Source organism: Xanthomonas sp. CFBP 8151 (genome assembly GCF_011761885.1).
In the GTDB taxonomy this organism is placed as follows: domain Bacteria; phylum Pseudomonadota; class Gammaproteobacteria; order Xanthomonadales; family Xanthomonadaceae; genus Xanthomonas; species Xanthomonas arboricola_B.
This window is the reverse complement of record NZ_JAASQZ010000001.1, coordinates 945,837-960,132: the sequence shown is the minus strand read 5'-3', so window position 1 is coordinate 960,132 and position 14,296 is coordinate 945,837. Positions and strand designations below refer to the sequence as shown.

The following is a 14,296-nucleotide window of genomic DNA, read 5'->3' as shown; positions in this document are numbered from 1 at the left end:
GCTCTATCGCTTCACCACACGGGGGACACCTCCTCTACCACGCGAATCACCTGGACCCGCCGCTTGCGACGCGTGCCAGTGCGATCACCGCGATCGGTCAGGGCGTGTTGTTTTGCCGGCCACGCCGAGCGCGTGACGCCTTTCCGAGGCGGCGCGCTCACAGCACTAACCAACGAGGTTTAGCCATGCACAGCCGCACCACGACGTTAGCACTCTGTATCACCGCCGCTCTGTACTGCTCCGGCTCTGCAATGGCTGCCGGACAAGAACAACAGGCTGCTGCCGCCACACCGTCGACGACCACCGAGCTGGATACCGTCACCGTCACCGGTTATCGCGCGTCGCTGGAGAAGAGCCAGGCGGTCAAGCGCTCGGCCAACTCGATCGTCGATGCGATCAGCGCCGAAGACATCGGCAAGTTCCCGGACGTCAACGCCGCCGAATCGCTGTCGCACCTGCCGGGCATCAGCGTCGATCGCCAGTTCGGCGAAGGCGAAAAGGTCAGCATCAACGGCACCGACCCGGCCTTGAACCGCGTGCTGCTCAACGGCCAGACCATCGCCTCGGGCGACTGGGGCGGCAACCCGACCGACACCAGCGGCCGTACCTTCAACTACACCCTGCTGTCGCCGGAAATCATCGGCCTGATGGAGGTCTACAAGACCCCGGAAGCGCGCATCGACGAAGGCTCGATCGGCGGCACGGTGATCGTGCACACCCGCAAGCCATTGGACCTGCCCAAGAACACCATCCGCGGCTCGGTCGGTTACAACTACAACGACCGTTCGGAAGAAGGCAATCCGCGCGGCTCGGCGCTGTGGAGCTGGAAGAACGACGACGAGACCTTCGGCGCGTTGATCTCCGCCACGCATGACAAGCAGGATATTGCACGTGCTGGTATCGAATTCTTCGGTTACAACACCGGCGCCGGCATTGCGCCGACTGCCGCGATCTCGGGCGACGGCGGCGACGTTGCCACTGCCCGCATTCCGGTAGGTATCAACAGCGCCTTTTTCCAGCAGACCCGCCAGCGCGATGGCCTGCAGGGTGCATTGCAATGGAAGCCGAACGAGCAGAACGAATTCAATCTGACCGGCGTCTACATCAAGGGCAAGTACAACAACTTCAGTGAATCGCGCTACGTCTGCCCCGGCTGCGGCGATCAGGACAAGATCACCAGCGCAACCGTCCAGAACGGCTACATCACCCAGGCAACCGTGACCGACGGTGCCGGTAACGGCAACCAGCCCTACGCGCAGCTGGACACCAACTATCGCGAGAGCGAAGTCACCACCAAGAGCTTGAACCTGCGCCACGACTGGCTAGGCGAGAAGTGGGTTTTCACCACGCAGATTGGCGATACCAAGGCTACCGGCGGCAAGAATCCCGAATACCTGATGAAGTTTCTGCTGCAGGACGGCGGCTATAACTTCAACTATGACGGCACCAGCACAGGCGTCACGTATGGCAACAATGGCGCATCGAACTGGGGCCTCAAATCCGGGCAGCAGGCTGGCGGCATTGAATACACCACCAGCAAGGATCAGGAAAAGTATTTTCAGTTCGATGCGGCACGTGACCTCGACTGGGGTCCGCTCAACAAGCTGCAGCTGGGCTACAAGTACATCAACCACCAGAATGGCCAAGACTCGCGTGGCAATGCGATCTTCGCCAATCAGGATGTGCTGCTGACGTCATTTAATCCAGGAACTACCCCTAGCGGCCTTTACGATGGATTAAATGCCAGCTCCGATCTGGTCAACTGGCCCACTGCAAATCTCAACTCTGTACTTTCGTATCTAAAGTCGTTGCCACAGGGCGCACTGGAGAACAAGTATGGCCAGATGTTCGATGTCAAAGAGATCACCAGCAATCTCTATGCCCAACTCAACTTCGAGTCCGGCAACTGGCGCGGCAACCTGGGTGTGCGTTACGTCGACACCATGGACAAGTCGCTGTACTGGCTTAGTTCCAATGGGGGTACGTTCACGCAGGTTCAGTCCAAAACGAACTACTACAAGCCTTTGCCGAGCTTCAACATCGCCTACGACATCGACGACGACAAGGTATTGCGCTTTTCGGCAGCAAAGGTCATCGCCCGCCCCCGCTATCAGGATCTGGCAGGCTCGGTCTCTCTCAACAGCACCAGTAGCGATGGCACCGTCTGTACCGATGCGAACTCCTGCAACCTGACGGGCAGCGGCGGCAACCCCAACCTAAAGCCATATGAATCAACCAATTACGACCTGGCGGCCGAGTGGTATTTTGCTCCGTCGAGCATGCTGTCTGCTGAAGTGTTTTATCGTGACATCGGCTCTTACATTGTCACCGTCACCAATGCGCAACAGTTGACCGATCCGATCAATGGAGTCAGCGGCACCTATCAGATCAGCTCTCCAGTCAATGCAACCGGCGCGAAGGTGACCGGTGCCTCGCTGAACTATCAACAGGCCTTCGGTTATGGTTTCGGACTCCAGGCAAACTATACGTACGCCGAAGCAGATTCCGATGGCGGGCTCAATCTTCCATACCTGTCGCGCAACACTTACAACGTGATCCCGTACTGGGAACAAGGCGACTGGATGGTACGTGTGAATTACAGCTATCGCTCTAAGTACTTCACTCAGATCGGCCGCTTGAACTCGAACGTCTTTACCGACGAATACAAGCAGCTAGACCTGACCGCTTCCTATCAGATCAACGACTGGATGGGCATCAGCGTGAGCGCAACCAATCTGCTGGATTCGACCTACTACTGGTACAACGAGGTCAAGTACGCGCCGATCGGCATGTACAAGAACGGCCGCGGTTATCAGGCCCAGTTGAACTTCAAGTTCTGATGTAGTCCCGGCGCGCCACCGACCCTCCACGGTGGCGCGCTTTTTTTTGAGCTGTGCGTTGCATGCAGCGCACCGCTCGATGTTGTACCAAGGAGTGGTACTGGCCACGCCCCTTCGCGGTTGAGGGCGCATGGCCAGGCCCGCTTTTGCCATCCACGTGCCGGCTGCGCTGCAACCGCCATGTCTCGCTTGAAGGAGTGCAGTTCCCATGACGACCGATAGCCGCCCTGCGGCTCCATCCCGCCGCCACGCCGGAGCTGCACCCAGAACGCGAATGCTCGCGCTCGGTCTGCTGCTCGCGTTGCCTGCTGCCACGCTCAGCGCGCAATCGCCCACCGCGCCCACCGCCACCACGCTCAGCCCGGCACAGATCGACCAGCAGTGGCTCAGCGCCACCGCCAAGTACGCACCCGAGCGCGAGCGGCTGGTGCGCGAAGCCGAACAAGGCGCGCGCAAGGGCCCGTTCCGCCCCGATTGGGCTGCGCTCAAGGCCTATCAATCGCCGGCGTGGTACGACAACGCCAAGTTCGGCATCTTCATCCACTGGGGCGTGTTCTCGGTGCCGGCGTTCGGCAGCGAGTGGTATTCGCGCAACATGTACCTGGAAGGCTCCAAGGAATTCGCCCATCACGTGGCGACCTACGGGCCGCAGGCGCGCTCCGGCTACAAGGATCTGATTCCCAAATTCACCGCACCCAAGTTCGACCCCGATGGCTGGGCCAAGCTGTTCCGGCAATCCGGCGCACGCTATGTGGTGCCGGTGGCCGAGCACCATGACGGCTTTGCGCTGTACGACTCCAGGTTGTCGGACTGGACCGCGGTCAAGATGGGCCCCAAACGCGATCTGTTGGGCGAATTGTCCAAGTCGATCCGCGCGCAGGGATTGCACTTCGGGCTATCTTCGCACCGCGCCGAGCACAACTGGTTCTTCGATGGTGGACGCACCTTCGATTCGGACGTCAACGACCCGCGCTATGCCGCGCTGTACGGCCCGGCGCAGGTGCGCCTGCCGGGCAAGGACGATGCCGATGTGGCCAACGACTGGACGCCGGTGTCGCAGGCGTGGCTGGACGACTGGTTGGCGCGTACCACCGAGCTGATCGACACCTATCAGCCGGACCTGATCTATTTCGACTGGTGGATTGCCCACCCCACCTTCCGCAGCAGTCTGCCGACCATGCTGGCCTACTACTACAACCAGGGCGCGGCACGCACCGAAGCCGATCGCGGCGTGGTGGTGAATTACAAGCTGGGCGCGTTTCCGGAAGGTGCCGGCACGCTGGACATCGAGCGCGGCCAGCTCACCGGCATCCATCCCACCCATTGGCAGACCGATACCTCGGTCAGCAATGCCTCGTGGGGCTACATCGAAAACGACACCTACAAGTCGCCGACCTTCATCATCCACATGCTGGCCGACGTGGTGGCCAAGAACGGCAACCTGATGCTCAACATCGGCCCGCGGGCCGATGGCTCGATCCCGGATACCGAGCGCGGCATCCTGCTGGCGATCGGCAAGTGGCTCAAGACCAACGGCAGCGCGATCTACGACAGCAAGCCGTGGCGCGTGTATGGCGAAGGCCCGACCGAAGTGGTGGGCGGCACCTTCCAGGACGTCAAGACCAAGCCGTACACCGCCGAGGATTTCCGCTTCACCACGCGCGATGGCGCGCTGTATGCGATCGAACTCGGCTGGCCGGCCGGTGGCAAGGCGGTGATCCGTTCGCTCACGCCGGCCGACGGCGTGCGCGGCGTGACGCTGCTGGCCAATGGCAGGAAGGTGCCGTTCGAGCAGCAGGCCGACGGCCTGCATCTGAGCCTGCCTGCCAAGCCAGTGGGCGAGCACGCCTACGTGCTGCGCATCGATCTTTCTTCTTCCACTCCCTGACGGATGCTGTTTTCATGAGCAAGCGATTGACCTGGATGTTGCTTGCGCTGGCGTTTGCCTGCGCCCCGGCCCTGGCCAAGAACCCCACCGCGTTGTTCTATCTGATGAACACGCAGAAATCGACCAACGCGTTCCTGGCCAATGTCGACAAGATCGACGTGGTGGTGCCGACCTGGTACGGCGTCGACCAGAACGGCCTGGTCAACGGCACACCCAACACGTACCTGTACGACATCGCCAAGCAGAAGAACCTGCGGGTGATGCCGATCCTGTCGATGACCACCGGGCGCGACGGCTTCCACAAGCTGATGCACGACGAAGCCGCCAAGAAGCGCATGATCCAATCGCTGCTGATCCACGGCAAGCAGCACAAGTACTATGGCTTCCAGTTCGATTTCGAGAACATCGCCTGGACCGACCGCGATGCCTACACGCTGATGGTCAAGCAGACCGCCGATGCGCTGCACAAGGCCGGCTTCAAGATGTCGGTGGCGGTGGTGCCCAATGCGCCGGGCCATGCCGAAGGCGGCCAGTTCTCCAAGTGGATGTGGGAGTACTGGCGCGGTGCATACGACCTCAAGGCGCTGGGCCAGGCCGCGGATCTGGTCAGCATCATGACCTACGACCAGCACACCCGCTGGACCACGCCAGGCCCGGTCGACGGCATGGTGTGGATGAAAAAGCACCTGGACTACGCGATCACCCAGGTGCCGAAGGACAAGCTCTCGCTCGGCATCGCCACTTACGGCTACCGCTGGTACACCGGCAATCCGGTCAAGGAAGACGGCACCGAAGCGTCGAACATCTCCGCCACCTACATCGATGCCGACGAATCGTTCCCGCTGGCGATCGAGCAGAACGCCACCGTGCAATGGGATCCGGTCGAGCAGGAATCGTGGTTCTACTTCTACCGCGACGACATGCGCGAGTGGGTGTTCCGCCCGGATGCGCGCAGCTTCAAGGCACGCTACGACCTGGTGAAGCAGTACGGCCTGGAAGGTTTCAGCTGCTGGGTGCTGGGCGCCGAAGACCCGAAGGTGTGGGACGAGTTGCCGACCGCGCAGCGCTGAACGCGTCATCGCACTGCTGCACGACATGACGGGCGCGGTCGGTGTTCGCATCGGAATGCATCCACTGCAATCCGATGCGCGCACTGCCCGCGCCCGTTCTGCAACAACGATGCGGAGCGCGGTTGCTGCGCGACACCACACGCCGCGCCCCCCGACGAAGCGTGCGCCAGTCCCTGCGCCATGCGGCAAGGCTTTGCTACTGTGCGTGGCTGCCGTGTTTCCCCCGCCATACCGGGATGTGATTGCATGATGTCCAACTCCGCACCGAGCCTGCGCTCACCGCTATCCAGGCAGCCGTTGCCGCGCAGCCTGTCGTCGCGCCTGCTGTCATCGCACGGACGTTCCTCGCGCCTGCTTGCAATGGCGTTTGCGACGATGGTGCTGGCTGGCTGCGGCCAACGCGGTGCAGCGACCGCACCTGCGGCCAATCCCGGCAACACCGCAACACTGCCTGCGACCACCGCACCGCTGCCCCTGATTCCCGCCCCGGCCGAAGCCAGGCGCGGCACCGGCAGTTTCCGCGTCGGCACCGGCACGGTGATCTCCATCCCCACCGGCAACGCCGAGGTGCGCCGCAGCGCCGAGTCGCTGGCCAGCCTGTTGCAACGCACCCGCGGCCTGGCCCTGGAAGTGCGCACCGAAGCCAGCGCCTCGCCGCGCAGCATCCGCCTGGAGCGCACACCGCAGGCGCCGGTGGCACACAAGGAAGGCTATAGCCTGGATGTGGATGGCAACGGCATCCGCATTGCCGCGCGCGATGGCGCCGGCCTGTTCTATGGTGCGATCAGCGCCTGGCAACTGATGACGCCGGACGCGCGCAAGGGCGACGTCGCCGTGCCGGCGGTGGCGATCCGCGACTGGCCGCGCTTTGGCTGGCGCGGCCAGCATCTGGATGTGGCCCGCCACTTCCACGACGTGGCCACCGTCAAGCATGTGCTCGATGCGATGGCCGCGCACAAGCTCAATGTGCTGCATTGGCATCTCACCGACGACCAGGGCTGGCGCATCGAGATCAAGCGTTACCCCAAACTCACCGAGGTCGGTGCCTGGCGCACCCCGCCCGGCGCCGGCCAGCACGGCACGCCCGAGCGCTATGGCGGTTTCTACACGCAGCAGCAGATCAGCGAGATCGTCGCCTATGCGGCGCGCCTGCACATCACGGTGCTGCCCGAGCTGGACATGCCCGGGCATGCGCAGGCCGCGGTGGCGGCATATCCGGAAGAAGTCGGCGTGCCCGGCCAGCGCACGCAGGTGGGTGTGGACTGGGGCGTCAACCCGTACCTGTTCAACACCAGCGAGCGCAGCCTGAGCTTCATCACCAACGTGCTGGACGAAGTGCTGACCTTGTTCCCGTCGGCGTATATCCACATCGGTGGCGACGAGGCGGTCAAGGATCAATGGGAAGCCTCGCCCGCGGTGCGCGCGCAGATGCGCAAGCTCGGGGTCAAGGACGCGCATGCGATGCAGGGCTGGTTCAACGCGCAGCTGGCGACCTATCTCACCAATCACGGCCGGCGCATGATCGGCTGGGACGAAATCCTCGAAGGCGGCGTGCCTGCAAGTGCCTCGGTGATGTCATGGCGTGGCACCGACGGTGCGGTGACCGCCGCCAGGCAGGGCCACCATGTGGTGCTGGCGCCAGGCGACTGGCTGTACCTGGACAACCTGCAGACCACCCGCAGCGACGAACCCAACGGCCGCCTGACCGTACTGCCGTTGTCCAAGGTCTATGCCTTCGACCCGGTACCTGGTGAACTCAGCGCCGCGCAGTCCAAGCATGTACTCGGCGCGCAAGGCGCGTTGTGGTCCGAATACATCCCCTCGCGCTGGCATGTGGATCACGCGCTGTTCCCGCGTCTGTCCGCCATCGCCGAAGTGACCTGGTCGCCGGTGGCTGCCCGCAACTGGAAGGATTTCCTGGCGCGCCTGCCGGCGCAGCTGCAGCGCTACAAGGCGCTGGGCATCGACTACAGCGACGGCGCCTTCGCCGCCGATATCGCATTGGAAAGCGGCCCCAACCCGGTGCTGGCCGGTGGCCCGGCCAAGGTGGCACTCGGCACCCAGGCCGGTGCCGGCACGCTGCACTACACCGTCGACGGCAGCGATCCCACGCCGGCATCGCCACGCTATGCGGCGCCGTTTACGATCCAGCTGCCGACCACGGTCAAGGCCACCGCCTTCGATGCCGGCGGCACCGCGCTGGCGGCCACGCGCAGCCGTACTTTCGATCGTGCCGGGTTGTTGCGCGTGGACACCCAGGGCCTGCGCGATTGCGTGGACACCGGTGCGCTCGGCCTGCGCCTGCCGCTGCTGCCGGAACTGACCGCTGCCGACACGCCGGTCTACAACGTCGACCTGTTCCATGCCTGCCGGCTGTATCCGCAGGCGCGCCTGGATGGCGTCGGCGCGATCCGGATCGAGGCCGCACGCCTGCCGAACAATTTTGGCCTGGCCCACGAACAATCCAAGGTGGTGCAATACCCCGCCAAGACGCGCCGCGGCGAGCTGGAAGTACGCCTGGGCTGCGAGGGCGAGCTGATCGCCAGCGTGCAATTGCCCAACAGCACCACGCTGGGCGAACAATTCACGCTGGAAACCGCACTGCCTGCACGCACCGGCATCCACGATCTATGCCTGCGCTTCACCGCGCCGATCAGCGGCCCGCTGTACGCCATCGGCGCCGTCCAGTTGATTGAAACCACCGCGCAGGCGCCCCCCGCCGCCACGCGCTGATCCATCCAAGGAGAGTCATCCATGCCCCTGTCCCGTCATCGTTGCGTTCCCGCCCACGCCCGCCTCGGGCTTGCCCTGGCCGTTGCCATCTCGCAGGCCTGGGCCGCGCCGCCCACGGCAACGCCCCTGGACAGCGGCTGGCAGGTGCGGCTGGTGCCGGGCCAGGAGCAGGCCAGGACCTATCCGAAAGCAGCGGCGTGGTTGCCGGCGCAGGTGCCGGGCGCGGTGCAGACCGATCTGATCGCCGCCAAGATCGTGCCGGACCCGTTCTATCGCGACAACGAAGGCAAGATCCAGTGGGCGGGCCTGAGCGACTGGCAATACCAGACCCGCTTCAACGTGGATGCGGCCACGCTCAAGCGCGAGCATGTCGAGCTGGTGTTCGACGGCCTGGACACGTTTGCCGAGGTCACCCTCAACGGCAAGCCGCTGCTCAGCGCCGACAACATGTTCCGGCAGTGGCGCGTGGATGCCAAACCCCTGCTCAAGCGCGGCGACAACGTGCTCGAGGTCAAGCTGTTCTCGCCGATCAAGAAGATCCAGCCGTGGCTGGCCAAGCAGCCGTACGCGCTGCCGGGCGCCTACGATTCCGCCTTCGGCGACGAGCCCGATTCGCGCCACAGCTCCACCTACGTGCGCAAGGCGCCGTACAACTTCGGTTGGGACTGGGGCCCGCGCATGGTCAATGCCGGCATCTGGAAAGACGTGCGCCTGGAAGCCTGGGATGCGGTGCGCGTGGACGGGCTGCATATCGCCCAGCAACGCGTGGATGCCGACAGCGCGCAATTGCAGGCGCAGCTGGAACTGCAGGCCGGCCGCAGCGGCCCGGTGCAGGTGACGCTGGACGTGCTCGGCCCGGATGGGCAGAAAGTCGGGCAATTCACCCAGCAGGCGGTGGTCGACCCGGGGCAGAACCGCATCGATGTGCCTGTGCGCATCGCCAAGCCCAAGCGCTGGTTCCCGGCCGGCTACGGCGCGCAGGACCGCTACACCTTCGTGGCCAGCGTGCGTGATGCCGATGGCGACAGCCAGCAGATCAAGCGGGTCACCGGCCTGCGCTCGGTGGAGCTGCGGCGCGAGAAAGATAAGTACGGCAAGAGCATGGAGATCGTGATCAACGGCATCCCGATCTTCGCCAAGGGGGCCAACCTGATTCCGCTGGATGCGTTCCCCGCACGTGTGAGCCCCGAGCGCATGCGCAGCACCTTGCAGGATGCGCGCGATGCCAACATGAACATGCTGCGCATGTGGGGCGGCGGACATTATCAGGACGATCGCTTCTACGAGGTGGCCGACGAGCTGGGCATCATGATCTGGCAGGACTTCATGTTCGGCGGCGCGGTGCCGCCGTACGACGTGGAGTTCCGCGAGAACACCCGGCAGGAGGCGATCGAACAGGTCAAGCGCCTGCGCGACCATCCCAGCATCGTGCTGTGGTGCGGCAACAACGAAGTGCAGACCGGCTGGGAAAACTGGGGCGACCGGGTCAAGTTCAAGCAGTCGGTGGACCCGGAAGAACGCAGCCGCATCGAGCGCGGCATGACCACCTTGTTCGGCACCGTGTTCCGCGAAGTGGTGGCCACCTACGACAGCGACGTGCCGTACTGGTCCACCTCGCCGGGCACCAACTTCGACGGTGCCGCCGACCAGGCCAACGATGGCGACATGCATTACTGGAAGGTCTGGGGCGGCCCCGCGCTGCCGGTGACCGAATACCTCAACGTCACCCCGCGCTTCATGTCCGAATACGGCCTGCAGTCGTTCCCGGACATGCGCACCGTGCGTGCCTTCGCCGAAGCCGGCGACATGGATCCGGAATCGCCGGTGATGCGTGTGCATCAGAAGTTCGACAAGGGCAACGGCAACAAGCGGCTGATGCTGTACATCCGGCGCGAGTTCGGCGAGCCCAAGGATTTCGAGAGCTTCGTCTACCTGAGCCAGCTGATGCAGGCCGAGGGCATCAACCTGGCCGCCTCGCATCTGCGCGCCTCGCGCCCGCAATCGATGGGCTCGTTGTACTGGCAGCTCAACGATGTGTGGCCGGGTGCGTCGTGGTCCAGCGTGGACTACTACGGCCGCTGGAAGGCGCTGCATTACCACGCCCGCCGCTTCTACGCGCCGGAGCTGATCGCCGCACTGCGTAACGACAAGGGCCAGACCGAGGTGTCGCTGGTGTCCGACCGCACCACTGCGCTGGCAGCCCGCTGGCGCATGCGGGTGATGAACATGGACGGCAAGCTGCTGAGCAAGCGCGAGGAAAAGGCCGCCGTCAAACCGCTTGGCAGCCTGCAGGTGGGCAACTTCAGCGACAAGCAATTGCTGGGCAGCGCCGATCCCAAGCGCAGCTATGCGGTGTTCGAGTTGTTCGACGGCGAGAAGCTGCTGTCGCGCGAGGTGGTGTTCTTCGCGCCGGCCAAGCAGCTGGCCTTGCCGGCCGCGAAGATCGACAGCCAGTGGCGCGCCGATGGCGATGGCTACGCGCTGACGCTGTCCAGCAACACGCTGGCACGCGAGGTCTGGCTGTCGTTCGGCGATGTGGATGCCACGCTGTCGGACAACGCGTTCGACCTGCTGCCGGGCGAGCCGTTGACCGTGCACGTGAGCAGCAAGGCCGCGCTGGCGCAGTTGCAGTCCACGCTGCAGGTCCGCGACCTGGCCGGCACGCTGGCCGGCGCGCCGCCGGAGCCGGCCGAGCCGAAGTAAGCCGCGCCGGGAACACGCGTCGGACGATGGCGCAGCGCTCGCATCAGGGCGCTGCGCCGTCAGCCAAGCCGGCGCGTGGCGCAGCGGCGGTAGTCCCGGGCGCAGGTCGCATCCAATTCGGCGTCCGATCAGCAACCACCACTGCGCCAAGTGTCACCAACCGCTGCCCGCGGTCTCACTGCGGGCAATCCAAGAACAACGCGTGACGGCCCGTCGCCGCCCCGCAGGAGTGAGCAGATGTCGTTGTCCGTGTTTCCATGCCGCCTGGCGGTCGCGCTGAGTCTGGGCGTGGGCCTGCCGCTGATCTGCGCGCCGGCATTGGCCGCAACAAGACCCGATGCGACGCCGGAGCAACGCGCCGCCGCCCTGGTCGCGCAGATGAGCCGGGAGGAAAAAGTCGCGCAGGCGATGAACGATGCGCCGGCGATTCCGCGCCTGGGCGTCCCCGCCTACGAATGGTGGAGCGAAGGCCTGCACGGCATCGCACGCAATGGCTACGCCACGGTGTTTCCGCAATCGATCGGCCTGGCGGCCAGCTGGAATACCGCATTGATGCAGCAGGTGGGCACGGTGGTGTCGACCGAGGCGCGCGCCAAGTTCAATCAGGCCGGCGGCCCGGGCAAGGATCACAAGCGCTACGCGGGCCTGACCATCTGGTCGCCCAACATCAATATCTTCCGCGACCCGCGCTGGGGCCGTGGCATGGAAACCTACGGCGAGGATCCCTTCCTCACCGGGCAATTGGCGGTGGGCTTCATTCGCGGCTTGCAGGGCGACGATCTGGATCACCCGCGCACCATCGCCACGCCCAAGCACATCGCCGTCCATAGCGGACCGGAGCCGGGCCGGCACGGCTTCGATGTGGACGTGTCGCCGCGCGACGTGGAGGCGACCTATACGCCCGCCTTCCGCGCCGCCCTGATCGACGGCCAGGCCGGCTCGGTGATGTGTGCGTACAACGCGCTGCACGGCACCCCGGCCTGCGCGGCCGACTGGTTGCTCAACGGCCGCGTGCGTGGCGACTGGGGCTTCAAGGGTTTTGTGGTGTCCGACTGCGATGCGGTGGACGACATGACCCAGTTCCATTATTTCCGCCCAGACAACGCCGGCTCCTCGGCCGCCGCGCTCAAAGCCGGGCACGATCTCAACTGCGGTTACGCGTACCGCGCCCTGGGCACTGCCATCGAACGCGGCGAAGTGGACGAAGCCCTGCTCGACCAGTCGCTGGTGCGCCTGTTCGCCGCGCGTTATCGCCTGGGCGAACTGGAAGCGCCGCGCAAGGATCCGTATGCCAGGCTCGGCGCCAAGGACATCGACAACGCCGCCAATCGTGCCTTGGCACTGACCGCGGCCGCCGAGTCGATCGTGTTGCTCAAGAACCAGGCCAATACCTTGCCGCTGAAGGCCGGCACGCGGCTGGCGGTGATCGGCCCCAATGCCGATGCCCTGGCGGCGCTGGAAGCCAATTATCAAGGCACCTCGTCCGACCCGGTGACGCCCCTGCTCGGCCTGCGCCAGCGCTTCGGCGCGCAGCAGGTCAGCTATGCGCAAGGCGCGCCGCTGGCCGCAGGCGTGCCCGGCATGATTCCGGAAACCGCGCTGCGCAGCGACGGCAAGCCGGGCTTGCATGGCGAATATTTCGACACTGTCGATCTGGACGGCGCGCCGCGCGTGGTGCGGCAGGATCGCACGGTGAGTTTCAACTGGGACCAGGTCGCCCCCGCAAAGGGCGTGCCGGCCGATCGCTACGCGGTGCGCTGGAGCGGCGAGCTGCTGCCGCCGAGCGCGGGCGACTACACGCTGGCGGTGCGGGTGGCGCGCTGCTTCGATTGCGCCGGCCATGACCCGGTGCGGCTGTACGTCGACGACAAGCTGGTGGTCGCCGGCAATGCCGAAGACAAGCACGTGCCGGCCGGCATGCACAACGCCGACGGCCGCAGCGTGGAGACCGTGCTGCACTTCGACGACACCCGCCCGCGCAGGATCCGCCTGGAGATGGAACACCGCGGCCAGGACCAGGGCGTGCGCCTGGAGTGGCTGCCACCGGCAGCCGCGCAACTGGCCGAGGCCGAGCAGGCGGTGGCGCAGGCCGATGCGGTGGTGGCCTTCGTCGGCCTGTCGCCGGATGTGGAAGGCGAGGAGCTGCGCATCGACGTGCCCGGCTTCGACGGCGGCGACCGCACCGACATCGCCCTGCCCGCCCCGCAGCAAGCGCTGCTCGAACGCGCCAAGGCCTCCGGCAAGCCGCTGGTGGTGGTGCTGATGAGCGGCAGCGCGGTGGCCTTGAACTGGGCCAGCACGCACGCCGATGCGATCGTGGCGGCGTGGTATCCGGGCCAGTCCGGCGGCACCGCGATCGCGCGCATGCTGGCCGGCGACGACAACCCCGGCGGGCGCCTGCCGGTGACGTTCTATCGCTCCACCAAGGACCTGCCGCCCTACGTCAGCTACGACATGAAGGGCCGCACCTATCGCTACTTCAAGGGCGAGCCGCTGTTTCCGTTCGGCTACGGCTTGAGCTACACCCGCTTTGCCTACGGCGCGCCGCAGCTGTCCACTGCAACCCTGCAAGCCGGCAGCACCCTGCAGGTGACCGCCACCGTGCGCAATACCGGCACGCGTGCCGGCGACGAAGTGGCGCAGGTGTATCTGCAGTATCCGCAGCGCCCGCAGTCTCCGTTGCGCAGCCTGGTCGGCTTTCAGCGCGTGCATCTGCAACCGGGTGAGCAGCGCACGCTGCGCTTCACCCTGGATGCGCGCGCCCTGAGCGATGTAGATCGCACCGGGCAGCGTGCGGTGGAAGCCGGCGATTACACGCTGTTTGTCGGCGGTGGCCAGCCTGACTCCGGCGCGGCTGGCGAGGCCGCAGCGTTCTCGATCTCGGGGCGTTCGCCGTTGCCGAAATAAGCGGGGCATCTGCGCGACATGCAACAGGCGTCGGCTGTCATGGCCGGCGCTCGGCGGCAGCCACATGGACGCCTGCAAGGCGTTGCTGATCCATCCGGCGATCGGCACGTAGCTCGTCGCGGCGCATGCTGGCAGAAGGTTGTCCGGGCGGCATG

General features: G+C 65.2%; 6 protein-coding genes. All 6 read left to right on the top strand.

All coding sequences use genetic code 11. The features are described from left to right. The first annotated feature begins 185 nt into the window (after window positions 1-185). The 6 genes from FHT08_RS03970 to FHT08_RS03945 all read left to right on the top strand — a co-directional run bounded on the left by FHT08_RS03970 (window position 186) and on the right by FHT08_RS03945 (window position 14,141). Entirely contained in the window at window positions 186-2,840 is a 2,655-nt protein-coding gene (locus tag FHT08_RS03970) for a TonB-dependent receptor (RefSeq protein ID WP_104536020.1), read from the top strand. A 208-nt stretch (window positions 2,841-3,048) separates the two neighbouring features. After that, window positions 3,049-4,728, top strand: coding sequence for an alpha-L-fucosidase (locus FHT08_RS03965; RefSeq protein ID WP_166774357.1), 1,680 nt, complete (start codon window positions 3,049-3,051; stop codon window positions 4,726-4,728). Between the two features lie 14 nt (window positions 4,729-4,742). After that, entirely contained in the window at window positions 4,743-5,798 is a 1,056-nt protein-coding gene (locus FHT08_RS03960) for a glycosyl hydrolase family 18 protein (RefSeq protein WP_166774356.1), read from the top strand. A 246-nt stretch (window positions 5,799-6,044) separates the two neighbouring features. After that, window positions 6,045-8,531, top strand: coding sequence for a family 20 glycosylhydrolase (locus tag FHT08_RS03955; RefSeq protein ID WP_166774355.1), 2,487 nt, complete (start codon window positions 6,045-6,047; stop codon window positions 8,529-8,531). Window positions 8,532-8,552: 21 nt separating this feature from the next. Then, window positions 8,553-11,234, top strand: a complete 2,682-nt coding sequence (locus tag FHT08_RS03950) for a glycoside hydrolase family 2 protein (protein ID WP_166774354.1) — start codon at window positions 8,553-8,555, stop codon at window positions 11,232-11,234. Between the two features lie 237 nt (window positions 11,235-11,471). Further along, the gene (locus FHT08_RS03945) at window positions 11,472-14,141 is read left to right on the top strand and encodes a glycoside hydrolase family 3 C-terminal domain-containing protein (RefSeq protein WP_166774353.1); all 2,670 of its coding nucleotides are present in this window, start codon (window positions 11,472-11,474) and stop codon (window positions 14,139-14,141) included. Window positions 14,142-14,296 lie beyond the last annotated feature (155 nt).